This window comes from Pseudomonas sp. YY-1, from assembly GCF_002843095.1.
Taxonomy (GTDB): Bacteria; Pseudomonadota; Gammaproteobacteria; order Pseudomonadales; family Pseudomonadaceae; genus Aquipseudomonas; species Aquipseudomonas sediminis_A.
Genome location: NZ_PJLX01000001.1, coordinates 471,390 through 486,061 on the forward strand (window position 1 = coordinate 471,390; position 14,672 = coordinate 486,061).

Here is a 14,672-nt window from a genome sequence, read left to right on the forward strand (position 1 = left end):
TCAGAAACCCCACAGAATCTGCACGCCCCAGACGAACATCGTGAACATGGCGATGCCACACACGGCCTGGAACAGGAAACGCACACCAGTCGCCCACTTGCCCAGCGCCATCGGCGTCAGGTAGTCGGTGGAAATGGTCCACATGCCAACCCAGGCGTGCACGCTCAGTGCAACGAGGGCCAGCAGGCTGAAGATGCGCATTGCGGTATGCGAGAACAGGCCATGCCATTCGGCGTAGCCCATACCTGGATTACAGATCACATAGCCCAGCAGAAACAGCGTGTAAGCCGCGAGAACGACCGCAGAAACGCGCTGAGCCATCCAGTCATAGAGGCCCGAACGCGAGAAATTCGTGACATTAGTTACCATATCCACACCCCCAGCAGCACGATCACTACCGCCGCCACTACGACGACGATTTTCGAGCCCAGCTTGCCGCCTTCCAGCGTCTCACCGATGCCCATGTCCATGATCAAGTGGCGTACACCGGCCACCAGGTGGTACAGCAGAGCGGACAACAGACCCCAGATCACGAACTTGGCCAGCGGGCTGGTCAGGCATTCTTTCACCTGGGCGAAGCCCTCTTCGGAGGTCAGCGACTTGTCGAGGCCAAACAGCAGAATGGCGATACCGACAAAGAGGATGACACCGGAGATACGGTGAAGAATGGACGTGTAAGCGGTGATCGGAAGCTTGATAGTCCGAAGGTCTAGGTTTACAGGTCGTTGGCTATTCACGGCTTTTTTATCACACTGAGAGCCCCTAACGATCAGGGCAAAGTTGTTGGGAAGTGCACTGGCAAGGTACCCATCACCCAATGAGTGACAACCGCCATGACACGGCCCTAAAGCCTGTGGCGGTCGGCCGCAGAGTATAGACAGTTAGCAGACTAATGACAATGCAATGCCCTCCCCCAAAAAGCGCATTGCAGCCTTTAAACAAATGGCGTAAATAGCGGCCTTTTTTCGCTGAAAATACCGTTCAAACCCTTCTACTGCCTGGGTTCTCGCAAATTGACTTTCGGATTTATCCCACTATAGTGGTGCGGGCCCTGCGTGGGGGGCTGTCTGATGATTTCAAGCATAACTAGGAGGCCACATATGGCTGACAAAAAAGCGCAGTTGATCATCGAGGGCAATGCCCCCGTCGAACTGCCCGTTCTGACCGGCACTGTTGGTCCCGATGTAATCGATGTGCGGAGCCTGACCGCCACGGGTCGGTTCACATTTGATCCTGGTTTCATGTCGACCGCCTCTTGCGAGTCGAAGATCACCTATATCGACGGCGACCAAGGGATCCTGCTGCACCGCGGCTACCCCATCGAGCAGCTCGCCGAGCAATCCGACTACCTGGAAACCTGCTACCTGCTGCTCAATGGCGAACTGCCGAGCAAAGAAGAAAAGGCCCAGTTCGTCAGCACCATCAAGAACCACACCATGGTTCATGAGCAACTGAAGACCTTCTTCAACGGCTTCCGCCGCGATGCCCACCCGATGGCCATCATGTGCGGCGTAGTTGGCGCCCTGTCCGCGTTCTATCACGACTCGCTGGACATCAATAACCCGCAGCACCGCGAAGTGTCGGCCATGCGCCTGGTGGCCAAGATGCCGACCATTGCCGCCATGACCTACAAGTACTCCATGGGCCAACCCATGATGTACCCGCGCAATGACCTGAATTACGCGGAAAACTTCCTGCACATGATGTTCAACACCCCGTGCGAGATCAAACCGATCAGCCCGGTGTTGGCCAAGGCGATGGACAAGATCTTCATCCTCCACGCTGACCATGAGCAGAACGCCTCCACCTCCACCGTACGTCTGGCTGGCTCCTCGGGTGCCAACCCGTTCGCCTGCATCGCAGCCGGTATCGCTGCGCTGTGGGGCCCGGCACACGGCGGCGCCAACGAAGCCGTACTGGCCATGCTCGACGAGATCGGTGACGTTTCCAACATCGACAAGTTCATCGCCAAGGCCAAGGACAAGAACGACCCGTTCAAGCTGATGGGCTTTGGTCATCGCGTTTACAAGAACCGCGACCCGCGCGCCACCGTGATGAAGCAGACCTGCGACGAAGTCCTCGGCGAGCTGGGCATCACCAATGACCCGCAGCTGGAACTGGCCATGCGCCTGGAAGAGATCGCTCTGACCGATCCGTACTTCAAAGAGCGCAACCTGTACCCGAACGTGGACTTCTACTCGGGTATCATCCTCAAGGCCATCGGCATTCCGACCTCGATGTTCACCGTTATCTTCGCCCTGGCACGTACCGTGGGCTGGATCTCGCACTGGAAGGAAATGCTTTCGGGTCCGTACAAGATAGGCCGTCCGCGCCAGCTGTACACCGGTTACGAGCAGCGTGATCTGCCGGCTAACCGCGACTGATAGCGCCGCGAAACGAAAAAGGCTGCCAATGGCAGCCTTTTTTATTGCCCGGAGCGAGCCTGGCTCAGCGCCCTTCCACCTTCGCCCGCAAGCCCTGCAGCGTTTGCAGCGGCGCATCGACGACGAAACTGTTGGCCAGCCAGGAGGGCACGCTGCCGCCCGGTTCGGAATGTACCTCATAGGTCACTTCCACCTCGCCCTGACCCAGCGGTTTGAGATGCCACTCGCCATCGGCACGCTGCACCCGCACGAAGTCCTTTTCCTCCGGCAAGCGCTCCGGCACCGCCTTGAGCAGACGCGTGACGCCGCCATCTGCATCGGTGCGTGTGGTCACCTGGATCACCGAATCACGCGCCTTCACCGGCCAGGGCATTTCGAAACGGGTGTACAGCTCGCTCACGTCGCCCTTGCTCTCGAGCAGTCGCTGCTGCTGGCAACTGAAGATCCAGGAGCAGGAGCCGGCGACATCCTCCTGCGCCGCTTGTACGGCAGCCAGGTCGCCCTTGATCGTCACCACGCCACGATAGGCCTTGTACTTCGACCCAGGCACATCGGCCAGATAAACGCTGACACCGTCTTCCTCGCGCTCCAACTGCCACTGCCTTTCGGCAGCTTGGGCAGCGGTCGCGCACAACAGCATGGCCAGAACGGAAAAACGCATCATTTCGAGCAACTCCCGGGAGGACTGTTTGCGTTTCGACCCGCACGGGCCGCAAGCGGTTCAAATCGTCAGGCCGTCGCCTGCTCCAGCCAGCCCAGCATCCGAATGGCACTCTCGCGGTCATCCGCACACAACTGTTCTTCTGCCTTGAAACCTCCGCACACAGCAGGTCTCTCCGGGCGACCGAAGATGGCGCAGAGAAACTCGGCATCAAGATGGATGCAGCGCACGCCGGCCGGCTTGCCGTCGGGCATACCTGGAATCGGAGAACTGATGGAAGGCGCGATGCAGCAGGCACCGCAACCAGCACGACACTCCATGAAACGACCTCGACTACAAACGAACGGCGGCGATCCTAATGACCTCCACACTTGCCGTCGAGGCCTTTCACGATCAGCGGTTACGCTGCAGGCGGGCCAGCAGGCTGGAGGTATCCCAGCGCCCACCACCCATGGATTGAACATCGGCATAGAACTGATCGACCAGCGCCGTCACCGGCAGCTGTGCGCCGTTGCGACGCGACTCTTCGAGCACAATCGACAGATCCTTGCGCATCCAGTCGACCGCGAAGCCAAAGTCGAACTCACCCGCCAGCATGGTCTTGTAGCGGTTTTCCATCTGCCAGGACTGCGCCGCGCCCTTGCTGATCACATCGACCACCGCATGACCATCCAGCCCTGCGCACTGACCGAAGTTCAGCGCCTCTGCCAGCCCCTGAACCAGACCAGCGATGCAGATCTGATTGACCATCTTGCTCAACTGGCCGCTACCGGCCGGCCCCATCAGGCGCATCATTCGCGCGTAGTTCTGGATGACCGGCTCGGCCACGGCATAGGTTTCGGCCTCACCACCGACCATTACGGTCAGCACGCCATTGACCGCTCCCGCCTGACCGCCAGACACCGGCGCATCGAGAAAACCGAGGCCACGCTCGACTGCGATGGCTGCCAACTCACGCGCGACATCGGCCGAAGCCGTGGTGTGGTCGACCAGAATGGCGCCCGGCGCCATGCCAGCGAATGCGCCCTGCTCGCCGAGCACCACGCTGCGCAGGTCGTCATCGTTGCCGACACAACACATCACCAGTTCGGCGCCTGCCACCGCTTCACGCGGGGTCGGCGCACTGCTGCCGGCATACTCGCCCATCCACTGCTCGGCCTTGCCCGGCGAGCGGTTGTAGACAGTCACCTGATGACCGTTGCGGGCCAGATGCCCGGCCATCGGATAGCCCATGACGCCCAAACCGAGAAACGCGACCTTTGCCATAGCGACCTCCTGTAGATATAGGCGCCAGAGCCTAACACGACGTTTGCCCTGGCCGAAAAGGCCTTCCATACTGCCTGCGGTACCGCTCAGCACAGGGGCTTGAACTTGGTCCTGATACCAGGAACCTTTTCCATGCAGTGAGGCCGAAGCGCAACAGATCGCAGACAGGTTCTAATAGGAGCGCCCATGGGGCATTGGCTAGTCATCGACCTGGAGGCCACCACCGACGAAGGCGGCTGGGCGATGGAAGAAATGGAAATCATCGAAATCGGAGCCAGCCTGGTCGGAGCAGACGGTCATGAGCGCGATCACTTTCAACGCTTCATCAGGCCACAGCGCCGCCCCTGCCTGACCGACTTCTGCCGCGAACTCACCCATATCACCCAGGCCGAGATCGACAGCGCCGCTACCCTGCCCCAGGTCTGGGCTCAGTTCGAGCGCTGGCTGAACCAGCATGCGCCACGCCTGGTCGGCTGGAGCAGCTGGGGTGATTACGACCGCCGCCAGCTGGAGCAGGAATGGCGTCAACATCAGGTGCACAGCCTGCTGACCGAGGTGCCGCACCTCAACCTCAAACAGGCTTTCGCCAAGGCGCGCCAATTGCAGCGCCCGGTTGGTCTGCACAGTGCACTGCAACTGGCTGGCATGCAGTTTCAAGGGCAACAGCACCGCGCCCTCGAAGATGCGCGTAACACCGCCCGCCTGCTGCCACTGGTATTGCCCCTCAAAGACTGATGACGAAGAAAAGGCGCTTGGGCATACTGGCGACCCTTTTATGGCCTGCCATGCATGGCGGTCACCCTTCGGGCCGTCGTCACACGACGTTAAACATGGCTCCCAGCAACTTTTTCAACCCCTTCCGAGGAATCGCAGATGTTCAAGGTCAACGAATACTTCGACGGCACCGTCAAATCCATCGGTTTCACCATGGCTGAAGGCCCTGCCACCATCGGCGTAATGGCCCCGGGCGAATACGAATTCGGCACCAGCCAGCTGGAAGTCATGCACGTGGTTGCCGGCGCTCTGACCGTCAAGCTGCCAGGCAGCGACAGCTGGAACACCTTCGAAGCCGGCAGCAAGTTCACCGTCGAGGCCAACAGCAAGTTCCAGCTGAAGGTAGCCGTAGACACCGCCTACCTCTGCGAATACCGCTAACAGGCCGTTGAAAAACTACCTGCGTTGGCAATCCCGCGTTAAAAACGACCTCAAAATGCTCATTTACAGCTCGTAAACTCCGCTTTTTCGGTCGTTTTTGCCTTGTCTTGCCTGCCTCGCCTACGTTTTTCAAAGGCCTGGCAGCCACCAGGCGCCACGAAGAACCGGCCCTCGCGGCCGGTTTTTTCTTTCATGCTCACCAGCAGGACATACCCATGCCACGCAGCGCACTTCTCGCCCCCATTGCCTTGCTCGTGGTGGCCATGGTCTCGATCCAGAGCGGTGCCTCGCTGGCCAAGAACCTGTTCCCGCTGGTCGGTGCCGAAGGCACCACGGCGCTGCGCCTGGTGCTCGGCGCGATCATCCTGTCGCTGGTGATGCAACCGTGGCGTGCACGTCTGGACCCGCGTAAGTGCCATGCCCTGCTGGCTTACGGCCTGGCGCTGGGCGGCATGAACCTGATGTTCTACATGTCGCTGCAAAGCATTCCACTGGGCATCGCCGTGGCCCTGGAGTTCACCGGGCCACTGGCCCTGGCGTTGTTTTCCTCGCGCCGCCTGCTGGATTTCGTCTGGGTGATCCTGGCCGTCGCCGGGCTGTGGATGCTGCTGCCTACCGGCGCCACGCAACACGCCATCGATCCGCTCGGCGCAGCCCTGGCCCTCGGCGCGGGTATTTGCTGGTCGCTGTACATCATCTTCGGACAGAAAGCCGGCGCCCAGCATGGCCGCCACACCGTTGCCCTGGGCACCTGGGTCGCCGCCCTCCTGGTACTGCCCATCGGAGTCTGGCATGCCGGCAGTGACCTGCTGAGCCTTGACCTGCTGCCAATCGCCCTGGGTGTCGCGGTGCTGTCCTCGGCCCTGCCCTACAGCCTGGAGATGGTCGCCCTTACGCGCCTACCAGCGCGCACCTTCAGCGTACTGATGAGCCTGGAGCCGGCAGTCGCGGCAATGTGCGGCCTGGCCTTTCTCGGCGAGAAGCTGCTCTGGGGCCAGTGGCTGGCCGTCGGCGCGATCATCGTCGCCTCGGCCGGGGCGGCCGCCACTATCAAGCCAAAAAGTTAAGTACCGAACTGCAACTCGGCCAGCCGCGCATAGAGCGGGCTGCTTTCGATCAACTCGGCATGGCTGCCGATGGCAGCCAAACGGCCCTGTTCGATCACTGCGATGCGATCCGCTTGCTTCACCGTGGCCAGACGGTGAGCGATCACCAGCGTGGTACGCCCGGCCATCAGCGATGGCAGCGCCTGCTGAATCAGGTGTTCACTCTCGGCATCCAATGCACTGGTGGCCTCGTCGAGCAGCAGGATCGGCGCATCGGCCAGCAAGGCACGAGCAATGGCCAGACGCTGACGCTGGCCGCCGGAAAGCCCAAGCCCGGCTTCACCTAGATGAGTCTGGTAGCCCTGCGGCAAACGCTGGATGAACTCATGGGCGTGTGCTGCTCGCGCGGCCGCCTCCACTTCGGCCTGGCTGGCATCCAGGCGGCCGTAGCGAATGTTGTCTTCGACCGAACCGAAGAACAGCGCGGGATTCTGTGACACCAGGGCGAAACAGGCGCGCAGCTCGCGCGGCTCGAGCTGATCGATCGGCACACCGTCGATGAGGATGCGCCCGCCCTGCGGGTCGAAGAAACGCAGCAGCAGGTCGAACAGCGTCGACTTGCCAGCACCGGACGGCCCCACCAGCGCCAGGGTTTCACCTGCCGCCACCTGCAAATCGATGCCATCGACGGCATAGCTGTCCGAACGCGATGGATAAGCAAAGCGCACGCCCTGCAACTCGATACGTCCCTGCACTGGCTGCGGCAGATGCTGCGGCTGCTCTGGCGCCACGATGGCGTTACTGGCGCGCAATAGCTCGCCGATACGCTCGGCGGCGCCTGCGGCGCGCTGCAACTCACCGATCACCTCACTCAGCGTGCCGAACGACGAGCCGACGATCAGGCTGTAGAACACGAAGGCTGCCAACTCACCGCCAGAGATACGCCCAGCGATCACATCCATGCCGCCGACCCAGAGCATCACCCCCACCGCACCCAGTACCAGCACGATGACCACGGTGATCAGCCAGGAACGCTGGGCGATGCGCTTGCGCGCCACATCGAAAGCGGCCTCGGCCGACTCACCGAAGCGTCGCTTGTCCTCGTTCTGATGGTTGTAGGCCTGCACCGTCTTGATCTGCCCCAGCGTCTCGCCGACGTAGCTGCCGACATCCGCCACGCGGTCCTGGCTCTGCCGCGACAGCGCGCGCACACGGCGGCCGAACAGCAGGATCGGCGCCACCACCAGCGGCAGGGCCAGCAGGACGATGCCGCTGAGTTTGGGATTGGTCACAACCAGCAGCACGCTGCCGCCGATCAGCATGATCAGGTTGCGCAGCGCCATCGACAGCGACGAGCCAATCACCGATTGCAGTAGCGTGGTATCGGCGGTCAGCCGCGACTGGATCTCCGAGCTGCGATTGCTCTCGTAGAAGCCTGGATGCAACTCGATCAGGTGATCGAACACCCGCCGGCGGATATCCGCGACCACCCGCTCGCCGATCCACGACACCAGATAGAAACGCGTGTAGGTACCGAAGGCCAACGCCAGTACCAGCACGAAAAACAGCAGCAGGGAGTGCCGCAGCGCTGCCGGAGATTGCGTGGCCAGCCCCTGGTCCACCAGCAGCTTGATGCCCTGGCCCATTGACAGGGTGATCGCCGCCGTGAACATCAGCGCCAACAGCGCGCCCACCACTCGGCCGCGATAAGGCGCGATAAAACGCCAGGCCAGACGTATGGCGCCACGCTGGCGAGAAGAAAGCATCGAGGTCATGACAGGTCTCAGGAGTCAGCAGCCGAGGGCGCTTCAGCCAGCCAGGCCACTGCACACAAGGCCAGCGCAGCCAGATTGGTCGAAAGCGGATTGAACGCCTGAATCAACAGATGGGGGCTCAGCAGCGCAACATCAAGCAGCAACATCAGCAATACCGCGCCCGCGACCAACAAGGGCCAACGATGGAGACGCACCGTAAGCAGCAGGATACCCAGGAGAATCTCGGCCACGCCGCCAATGATCGCGATCACTTGTGGCGCGAACAACGGATGGTCTGGCAAGTGATGGGCTGTGATCATTGCCACCTCATCAGGACTGAGCCAGAGAATCTTCGGTGCCAGCCCATGCCAGATGAACACCAACGCCAAGGCCAGCCGAGCGAGCCAGGCAATCTGCGCCAGACGCGCCTCAGTCATGCAGGAAGCGCTCGGCATGGTCGGCACTGGGCAACAGGCAGGCCTCATGCCGGCCGAACAGACGGTAGCGATTCAGCGCGATGCGGTCATAACACCAATCGCGCAGCGGGCGCGGAATCAGGCGCAGCCAGGCGAGTGCACGCCAAGGCTGGGGCAAACGCGCAAGGATGCGCAGCAGCGCGTTCGAGCGTACATGCAGCCCCGCCTCATCGATCAGCGCCATGGTGTCGAAACGGTCCGTCGGCAGCCCATACCAGGTCAACAATGCCTGGCCTTGCGCCGATTGCACCGAAGCCAGACGAAATTGGCGCTGGCGGTCATGCCGAATGAGGAACTTCGCCCAGCCATTGCAGAGCTTGCAGACCCCGTCGAACAGGACCACGCGCTCGCCTGCAGCAAGGCCGGGCGGTAGCGTTTGCCTGCTCATTGAGCCGCGCTCGCCTGCTGCGCCAGCGGGCGGTAATGGCCGGTGATGCGGTAGGCGAACAGAATGTCCTCCTCCTGCGTGCCCCGGCCGATGTTGTGCAGCACGAGCGGTGTGCCTGTTGCAGCCTGACGATCACTGACGATGCCGATATGGGTAAGGCCACGCCCCAGATCCCAGGTGACGATATCGCCGGCACGGTAGGCCGAAGCATCCTGCTTGACCGCAAGCGCCCAGCCCTGACGCTTGAACCAGGTCATCAGGTTGGGCACGCGGCGGTGATCGATGTTGCTGTCCGGGCGACTCAGCCCCCAGTTCTTCGGATAGACGGCGAAGTTGCCGCGCATGTCGCGATGCACCGCCTCCTGGAGATCCAGCCCCTGCTGACGCAGCGCGCGGATCACCACGTCAGTGCAGACGCCGGTGACCATCGGTACGTCGCCGCCCGGATAGCTCAGCGTGCGGTAGGCCGGGTCATAACCCAAGGTCACGCCGACCTGCTTACGTGCATCAAGCACCAGCTTGTCAGCCTCTATGGCTTGCGCGGCAAGTGCCAGCGACCAAGCCAGCAGTAGAACCAGCATGCGCATTTCGATCTCCTATCGACTCAGCGGGTATAGCAACTCTTCCTTGTACCCCGCCCAGACCCGCACGGCATCGGGGAAGGCATCATCCAGCGCCACGTCACCACTGTCGACCAGCAGCGGCCGGCCCTCCAGCGTCGCCAGCTTGCGCTTGGTGGCCACCACACGCAGGCGCTCCAAGCCGATGGCGCGCAGCACACGCGGGCTGATCTGCTGATTGCCACGGCCGACAATATGGCCCTGACCGCCGATTGCGGTCACCAGCAGGTAAGTCGGGTGCCCGTCGACCAGGTCGAACAGCTCGCTTTCGTTGACGTCACGCGCAATCACTTGCCCCGCTTCGATCACATCGACGCCCAGCAAGGTGGTTTCCAGCCCCAGGTTCTGCGCCAGGCCGTGCAGGGTCGAGCCTGGGCCAAACACGTAGCGCGCGTCCGGCTCCCACTCCGCCTCCAGCCAGGCAGCGAGATCGGCCAGCACCAACTCTTCGGACTCCATGCCACCCTGCTTGACTGCCTGCACGTAACCGCCCTCCTGCGGCACGCACAGTTCGCCATACCAGCGTGCGGTAACACGGCCTTCACGCAGGGCGCTCTCATCGATATCACGCACTTCGCCGCTGGCCAATCGCACCAAGCCGCCGTCTACCAGGCGCGCCGTCAGTTCGCCCGCGGCTCGCGGGCTGATGGCATAGACGCCGGACTGGATCTTCACTCCTGCAGGAATGCCCAACACCGGCTGCCCGTCCCTGACAGCGGCGCAAACATCGCGCGCGGTACCGTCGCCACCGGCGAAGAGAATCAACGCCACACCGGCGTCCTGCAGTTGCCGCACCGCACGCTGGGTATCTTCGGCGGTAGTCGCACCTTCGCTCAACTCACCCAGCAAACGATGCTCGAAGCCCATCTGCGTCAAAAGATCGCCACCCATGGCGCCGGGATAGCTGACGAACTCAATGCGCTCTTGCAGGGTCAACAACTGCTCAAGCGCGGTGCGCGTACGTTGTGCAGCTTTTGGCTCGACACCCAGAGCCAGCGCCTGCTCGGCCATGCCGTCGCTGCCCTTGAACGCTGCCGGGCCACCTAGGCCGGCCAGCGGATTGATGATCAGACCAATATGAAAACGCGACATGAGTTCCTCGTTCCACACAGGCTGGCACGCAGCCTGCAATACGATTTTTGCACTGTGTTTTGTGACGGAGTTCCGCCGTCTTGGAATCTGTTTAAAGTATTGCGAGCTAGAGCCAGGCAAGGCGAAATCGGGCGAACAAGCGAGTTTACGAGTAGTAAATGAGCTTTCTGAGCCCGATTTCAACGCAGCATGGCCGACGTGCAGCAGACTTCGAGCAGGTTCCTGATTGTCACCGCGCCTTCATCTGGATGTCCCAGACTGGCGCACACCACTGATGAGGAGACAGGCCATGAGCTTGCAAGACAACGCCGCCCAATGCCCCGCCACCGTGCAACAGCAGGAACCGGTGGGCGGTTTTATCATCGACGGCCAAGGCCGCGAAGTGCCCATTACCGAAGACATGATCCAAGAGGCGTGTGACGCCCTGGAAGAAAGTCGCCAACGCGTCAGCCAGCAGGCGTGAATCCGCTGCGCTGGGCTCTCAACGTGCCCAGCGCGCATACCTTACTCGCTCGGCACCAGTTTCAACGACAGTGAGTTGATGCAGTAGCGCAACCCGGTCGGGCGTGGGCCATCGGGGAACACATGCCCCAGGTGCGCGTCGCATTTGGCGCATTTGACTTCGATGCGATGCATGCCATGGCTGTAATCGTCGAGACTGGCGATCACCTCGTCATTGATCGGCTGAAAATAGCTCGGCCAACCGCTGCCCGAGTCGTATTTGGCGTCCGAATCGAACAGCGCCTCGCCACAGCAGGCACAGTGGTAGATGCCAGGGGTTTTGCTGTCGTGATAAGCGCCGGTGAACGGCCGCTCAGTGCCACCCAGTCGGCAGACATGAAACTGCTCGTCAGTCAGCTCTTCGCGCCAGCTATCCAGGGGTTTTTCGACTTTATCCACGAACGGAGTTCCTCCTCGGTAATGGGCGATACGCGGCGTTGCAGGCTGCGCCAGCGCCTGGTGGCAACCGCTGCCAAAGCGAGCGGTGTGCGACTGCTCGGTCACTGTGCACCCTTTGGCAGGCCAGAAAAAAGCCGGGCGGATACCTTTGCCGCGCTCAGGGCGCCACGTATGATTCGACCCCAGTCTGTCACCCGCGTTACAGGCTGCCAAGATTCCCCGTCGAGAGAATTTTGCAGCGTATTTGCGTGGGCTCTCCTTAGCTCGGGATTCCTTACATGCAGGTCAGCAAATCGAACAAGCTCGCCAACGTCTGCTACGACATTCGCGGGCCGGTGCTCAAGCACGCCAAGCGTCTGGAAGAGGAAGGTCATCGCATCCTCAAGCTGAACATCGGCAACCCGGCGCCGTTCGGTTTCGAGGCTCCGGAAGAAATTCTCCAGGACGTAATCCGCAACCTGCCTACGGCGCAGGGCTACAGCGACTCCAAGGGACTGTTCAGCGCGCGCAAGGCGGTGATGCAGTACTACCAGCAAAAGCAGGTCGAAGGCGTCACCATCGAGGACATCTACCTCGGCAACGGCGTATCCGAGCTGATCGTCATGGCCATGCAGGCGCTGCTCAACAACGGTGACGAGGTGCTGATTCCGGCACCTGACTATCCGCTGTGGACTGCTGCCGTGGCTCTGTCCGGCGGCAAGCCGGTGCACTACCTGTGCGACGAGCAGGCCGGCTGGTTCCCCGATATCGCCGACATGCGCGCCAAGATCACACCGAACACCAAGGCCCTGGTGCTGATCAACCCGAACAACCCCACCGGCGCGGTGTACTCGAAGGAAGTGCTGCAGGACATCGTCGAACTGGCCCGTCAGCACAACCTGGTGATCTTCTCCGACGAGATCTACGACAAGATCCTCTACGACGACGCCGTGCACATCAGCACCGCTTCGCTGGCACCAGACGTCCTCTGCCTGACCTTCAACGGCCTGTCCAAGAGCTACCGCGTGGCCGGTTTCCGCTCTGGCTGGGTGGCCATCTCCGGGCCCAAACACAGGGCGCAGAGCTACATCGAAGGCCTGGATATCCTGGCCAACATGCGCCTGTGCGCCAACGTGCCAAGCCAGCATGCGATCCAGACCGCACTCGGTGGCTACCAGAGCATCAACGACCTGGTACTGCCAAACGGCCGCCTGCTGGAGCAGCGCAACCGCGCCTGGGAGCTGCTCAACGACATTCCCGGGGTCAGCTGCGTCAAGCCCATGGGTGCGCTATACGCCTTCCCGAAGATCGACCCCAAGGTCTGCCCGATCCACAATGACGAGAAGTTCGTCCTCGACCTGCTGCTTTCCGAGAAGCTGCTGATCGTTCAGGGCACCGCTTTCAACTGGCCGTGGCCGGATCACTTCCGCGTGGTCACCCTGCCCCGCGTCGACGACCTGGAGCAGGCCATCGGCCGTATCGGCAACTTCCTCAAGGGATACAGCCAGTAAGCCGACATGGACCTGCAGATCGACGACTTCTACAAGGACGCCGCCAGCGGCCTGCTCATGCTCTATCAGGCCTTCCCGCGCAAGATGGCGCTGTACGTGGAAGACCTGATCGGGCGCGAGGAGCCGGACGAATTCGGCCTGCCGAGCAAGCGTCACCAGGCCTGCCTGGGTGCACTGTTGTGGCTGGCCGAAGAAGGCTATCTGCGTTTCGAGTCGACCATCGCCTATGACGCACTGGATCAGGCCGTGTTGACTGAGAAGGGTTTTCTGCGCCTGTCGCGCGCGATTCCCCATGCCCTGCGCGAAGGTGAAGTGCTGCCGCCGAGCGTGCGCCGCGTCCATGCCACACTGGCCTTTCAGCTACGCGAGGCCCTGGCCCAGCAGCACGGTGAGCGCACTGCCCGCCTCACTCGCCTGCTGTTCGAGAGCACGTTACACGGCCAAGAGACATAGTTTGAAATAGTCGCTGGTTGAAAGCCCCAGGGGGGCGCCCTTATATAGCCGGCATTACTCGTACGTCTTTCCCCGTGAGGAGTCCGTTCACACCATGATGCGCATTATGTTGTTCCTGGCCACCAACCTGGCGGTTCTGGTTATCGCCAGCATCACCCTCAAACTGCTGGGGGTCGATCGGTTCACCGGCCAGAACCATGGCAGCCTGCTGATCTTCTGCGCCGTGTTCGGTTTCGCCGGCTCGCTGGTCTCGCTGTTCCTGTCCAAGTGGATGGCGAAGATGAGCACCGGCACGCAGATCATCACCCAGCCGCGCACCCGTCACGAACAGTGGCTGCTGCAGACCGTCGAGGAGCTGTCCCGTGAAGCCGGCATCAAGATGCCGGAAGTCGGTATCTTCCCGGCCTACGAGTCCAACGCCTTCGCCACCGGCTGGAACAAGAACGACGCGCTGGTCGCCGTCAGCCAGGGTCTGCTCGAGCGCTTCTCACCTGATGAAGTGCGCGCGGTGCTGGCCCACGAGATCGGCCACGTGGCCAACGGTGACATGGTCACCCTGGCACTGATCCAGGGCGTGGTGAACACCTTCGTGATGTTCTTCGCACGCATCTTCGGTAACTTCGTCGACAAGGCGATCCTGAAGAACGAAGACGGCCACGGTATCGGCTACTTCGTCGCGACCATCTTCGCCGAGCTGGTGCTGGGTATCCTGGCCAGCATCATCGTCATGTGGTTCTCGCGTAAACGTGAGTACAAGGCTGACGAAGCCGGTGCCCGCCTGGCCGGCACCGGCGCCATGATCGCGGCGCTGCAGCGTCTGCGCGCCGAACAGGGCGTGCCGGTGCAGATGCCCGACAGCCTGACTGCCTTCGGCATCAACGGCGGCCTGAAGAACGGCCTGGCCGGTCTGCTGATGAGCCATCCGCCGCTGGAAGATCGCATCGAGGCGCTGCGCCGCCGCGGCTGATCGAAGCCGAAAAACACAAG

19 protein-coding genes are annotated in these 14,672 nt (G+C 61.7%); 8 read left to right on the forward strand and 11 right to left on the reverse strand.

Translation table 11 applies throughout. From position 1 onward, the window contains the following. A complete protein-coding gene (sdhD, locus tag CXP40_RS02195; RefSeq protein ID WP_037000860.1) occupies positions 1–369 on the reverse strand; it encodes a succinate dehydrogenase, hydrophobic membrane anchor protein in 369 nt (122 codons plus the stop codon). Then, positions 363–737, reverse strand: coding sequence for a succinate dehydrogenase, cytochrome b556 subunit (gene sdhC, locus CXP40_RS02200; RefSeq protein ID WP_099524365.1), 375 nt, complete (start codon positions 735–737; stop codon positions 363–365). Before sdhC ends, sdhD begins: the two co-directional genes overlap by 7 nt. A 363-nt stretch (positions 738–1,100) precedes the next feature. Between sdhC and gltA the strand changes: the two genes are divergently transcribed. Beyond that, on the forward strand, positions 1,101–2,384 hold the full coding sequence (gene gltA / locus CXP40_RS02205; RefSeq protein ID WP_037000858.1) for a citrate synthase: 1,284 nt from the start codon (positions 1,101–1,103) through the stop codon (positions 2,382–2,384). 64 nt (positions 2,385–2,448) lie between these two features. Here the strand turns inward: gltA and CXP40_RS02210 are convergent, their stop codons facing one another. From CXP40_RS02210 to CXP40_RS02220, 3 genes are all read right to left on the reverse strand, one after another. Beyond that, entirely contained in the window at positions 2,449–3,048 is a 600-nt protein-coding gene (locus CXP40_RS02210) for an START domain-containing protein (protein ID WP_106732395.1), read from the reverse strand. Positions 3,049–3,113: 65 nt separating this feature from the next. Beyond that, positions 3,114–3,365, reverse strand: a complete 252-nt coding sequence (locus tag CXP40_RS02215) for a YkgJ family cysteine cluster protein (RefSeq protein ID WP_099524370.1) — start codon at positions 3,363–3,365, stop codon at positions 3,114–3,116. A gap of 73 nt (positions 3,366–3,438) precedes the next feature. Further along, entirely contained in the window at positions 3,439–4,311 is an 873-nt protein-coding gene (locus tag CXP40_RS02220; RefSeq protein WP_106732396.1) for an NAD(P)-dependent oxidoreductase, read from the reverse strand. A 186-nt stretch (positions 4,312–4,497) separates the two neighbouring features. Between CXP40_RS02220 and CXP40_RS02225 the strand changes: the two genes are divergently transcribed. The 3 genes from CXP40_RS02225 (at position 4,498) to rhtA (ending at position 6,533) form a co-directional block, all read left to right on the forward strand. Further along, positions 4,498–5,046 carry an exonuclease domain-containing protein gene (locus CXP40_RS02225; RefSeq protein WP_106732397.1) on the forward strand — a complete coding sequence of 183 codons (549 nt, stop codon included), beginning with the start codon at positions 4,498–4,500 and terminating at the stop codon, positions 5,044–5,046. A 138-nt stretch (positions 5,047–5,184) separates the two neighbouring features. Further along, positions 5,185–5,466 carry a pyrimidine/purine nucleoside phosphorylase gene (locus CXP40_RS02230; RefSeq protein WP_003459961.1) on the forward strand — a complete coding sequence of 94 codons (282 nt, stop codon included), beginning with the start codon at positions 5,185–5,187 and terminating at the stop codon, positions 5,464–5,466. A 215-nt stretch (positions 5,467–5,681) separates the two neighbouring features. Further along, the gene (rhtA, locus tag CXP40_RS02240) at positions 5,682–6,533 is read left to right on the forward strand and encodes a threonine/homoserine exporter RhtA (protein WP_106732398.1); all 852 of its coding nucleotides are present in this window, start codon (positions 5,682–5,684) and stop codon (positions 6,531–6,533) included. On the opposite strand, the gene CXP40_RS02245 is transcribed toward rhtA, so the two are convergent. From CXP40_RS02245 to CXP40_RS02265, 5 genes are read right to left on the reverse strand one after another with little or no spacing between them, the layout of a single operon-like run. After that, positions 6,530–8,287, reverse strand: a complete 1,758-nt coding sequence (locus tag CXP40_RS02245) for an ABC transporter transmembrane domain-containing protein (protein WP_106732399.1) — start codon at positions 8,285–8,287, stop codon at positions 6,530–6,532. The genes rhtA and CXP40_RS02245 overlap by 4 nt on opposite strands. Positions 8,288–8,295: 8 nt before the next feature. Next, positions 8,296–8,703 carry a DoxX-like family protein gene (locus tag CXP40_RS02250; protein ID WP_106732400.1) on the reverse strand — a complete coding sequence of 136 codons (408 nt, stop codon included), beginning with the start codon at positions 8,701–8,703 and terminating at the stop codon, positions 8,296–8,298. Then, the gene (locus CXP40_RS02255) at positions 8,696–9,130 is read right to left on the reverse strand and encodes a thiol-disulfide oxidoreductase DCC family protein (RefSeq protein WP_106732401.1); all 435 of its coding nucleotides are present in this window, start codon (positions 9,128–9,130) and stop codon (positions 8,696–8,698) included. The genes CXP40_RS02250 and CXP40_RS02255 overlap by 8 nt, the downstream gene beginning before the upstream one ends. After that, positions 9,127–9,717 carry a DUF1287 domain-containing protein gene (locus tag CXP40_RS02260; RefSeq protein ID WP_106732402.1) on the reverse strand — a complete coding sequence of 197 codons (591 nt, stop codon included), beginning with the start codon at positions 9,715–9,717 and terminating at the stop codon, positions 9,127–9,129. The genes CXP40_RS02255 and CXP40_RS02260 overlap by 4 nt, the downstream gene beginning before the upstream one ends. A gap of 9 nt (positions 9,718–9,726) precedes the next feature. After that, the gene (locus CXP40_RS02265) at positions 9,727–10,842 is read right to left on the reverse strand and encodes an ATP-NAD kinase family protein (RefSeq protein WP_106732403.1); all 1,116 of its coding nucleotides are present in this window, start codon (positions 10,840–10,842) and stop codon (positions 9,727–9,729) included. A 289-nt stretch (positions 10,843–11,131) separates the two neighbouring features. On the opposite strand from CXP40_RS02265, the gene CXP40_RS23765 reads away from it, so the two are divergent. Continuing rightward, complete coding sequence (locus CXP40_RS23765; protein WP_177429610.1) at positions 11,132–11,305, forward strand: PA1571 family protein; 174 nt, start codon at positions 11,132–11,134, stop codon at positions 11,303–11,305. A gap of 41 nt (positions 11,306–11,346) precedes the next feature. Here the strand turns inward: CXP40_RS23765 and msrB are convergent, their stop codons facing one another. Then, positions 11,347–11,742, reverse strand: coding sequence for a peptide-methionine (R)-S-oxide reductase MsrB (gene msrB, locus CXP40_RS02270; RefSeq protein ID WP_106732404.1), 396 nt, complete (start codon positions 11,740–11,742; stop codon positions 11,347–11,349). Between the two features lie 278 nt (positions 11,743–12,020). Between msrB and CXP40_RS02275 the strand changes: the two genes are divergently transcribed. From CXP40_RS02275 to htpX, 3 genes are all read left to right on the forward strand, one after another. Further along, a complete protein-coding gene (locus CXP40_RS02275) occupies positions 12,021–13,232 on the forward strand; it encodes a pyridoxal phosphate-dependent aminotransferase (RefSeq protein WP_106732405.1) in 1,212 nt (403 codons plus the stop codon). A gap of 6 nt (positions 13,233–13,238) precedes the next feature. Continuing rightward, on the forward strand, positions 13,239–13,685 hold the full coding sequence (locus CXP40_RS02280; RefSeq protein WP_099524394.1) for a hypothetical protein: 447 nt from the start codon (positions 13,239–13,241) through the stop codon (positions 13,683–13,685). Between the two features lie 94 nt (positions 13,686–13,779). Continuing rightward, on the forward strand, positions 13,780–14,652 hold the full coding sequence (gene htpX / locus CXP40_RS02285; protein WP_099524396.1) for a protease HtpX: 873 nt from the start codon (positions 13,780–13,782) through the stop codon (positions 14,650–14,652). Positions 14,653–14,672: the final 20 nt, after the last annotated feature.

Excerpts from the sequence above, each read along its gene's own strand:
- sdhD (WP_037000860.1), bottom strand. The coding sequence starts at position 369 with ATGGTAACTAATGTCACGAATTTCTCGCGTTCGGGCCTCTATGACTGG.
- gltA (WP_037000858.1), top strand. The coding sequence starts at position 1,101 with ATGGCTGACAAAAAAGCGCAGTTGATCATCGAGGGCAATGCCCCCGTC.
- CXP40_RS02210 (WP_106732395.1), bottom strand. The coding sequence starts at position 3,048 with ATGATGCGTTTTTCCGTTCTGGCCATGCTGTTGTGCGCGACCGCTGCC.
- CXP40_RS02215 (WP_099524370.1), bottom strand. The coding sequence starts at position 3,365 with ATGGAGTGTCGTGCTGGTTGCGGTGCCTGCTGCATCGCGCCTTCCATC.
- CXP40_RS02220 (WP_106732396.1), bottom strand. The coding sequence starts at position 4,311 with ATGGCAAAGGTCGCGTTTCTCGGTTTGGGCGTCATGGGCTATCCGATG.
- CXP40_RS02225 (WP_106732397.1), top strand. The coding sequence starts at position 4,498 with ATGGGGCATTGGCTAGTCATCGACCTGGAGGCCACCACCGACGAAGGC.
- CXP40_RS02230 (WP_003459961.1), top strand. The coding sequence starts at position 5,185 with ATGTTCAAGGTCAACGAATACTTCGACGGCACCGTCAAATCCATCGGT.
- rhtA (WP_106732398.1), top strand. The coding sequence starts at position 5,682 with ATGCCACGCAGCGCACTTCTCGCCCCCATTGCCTTGCTCGTGGTGGCC.
- CXP40_RS02245 (WP_106732399.1), bottom strand. The coding sequence starts at position 8,287 with ATGACCTCGATGCTTTCTTCTCGCCAGCGTGGCGCCATACGTCTGGCC.
- CXP40_RS02250 (WP_106732400.1), bottom strand. The coding sequence starts at position 8,703 with ATGACTGAGGCGCGTCTGGCGCAGATTGCCTGGCTCGCTCGGCTGGCC.
- CXP40_RS02255 (WP_106732401.1), bottom strand. The coding sequence starts at position 9,130 with ATGAGCAGGCAAACGCTACCGCCCGGCCTTGCTGCAGGCGAGCGCGTG.
- CXP40_RS02260 (WP_106732402.1), bottom strand. The coding sequence starts at position 9,717 with ATGCGCATGCTGGTTCTACTGCTGGCTTGGTCGCTGGCACTTGCCGCG.
- CXP40_RS02265 (WP_106732403.1), bottom strand. The coding sequence starts at position 10,842 with ATGTCGCGTTTTCATATTGGTCTGATCATCAATCCGCTGGCCGGCCTA.
- CXP40_RS23765 (WP_177429610.1), top strand. The coding sequence starts at position 11,132 with ATGAGCTTGCAAGACAACGCCGCCCAATGCCCCGCCACCGTGCAACAG.
- CXP40_RS02275 (WP_106732405.1), top strand. The coding sequence starts at position 12,021 with ATGCAGGTCAGCAAATCGAACAAGCTCGCCAACGTCTGCTACGACATT.
- CXP40_RS02280 (WP_099524394.1), top strand. The coding sequence starts at position 13,239 with ATGGACCTGCAGATCGACGACTTCTACAAGGACGCCGCCAGCGGCCTG.
- htpX (WP_099524396.1), top strand. The coding sequence starts at position 13,780 with ATGATGCGCATTATGTTGTTCCTGGCCACCAACCTGGCGGTTCTGGTT.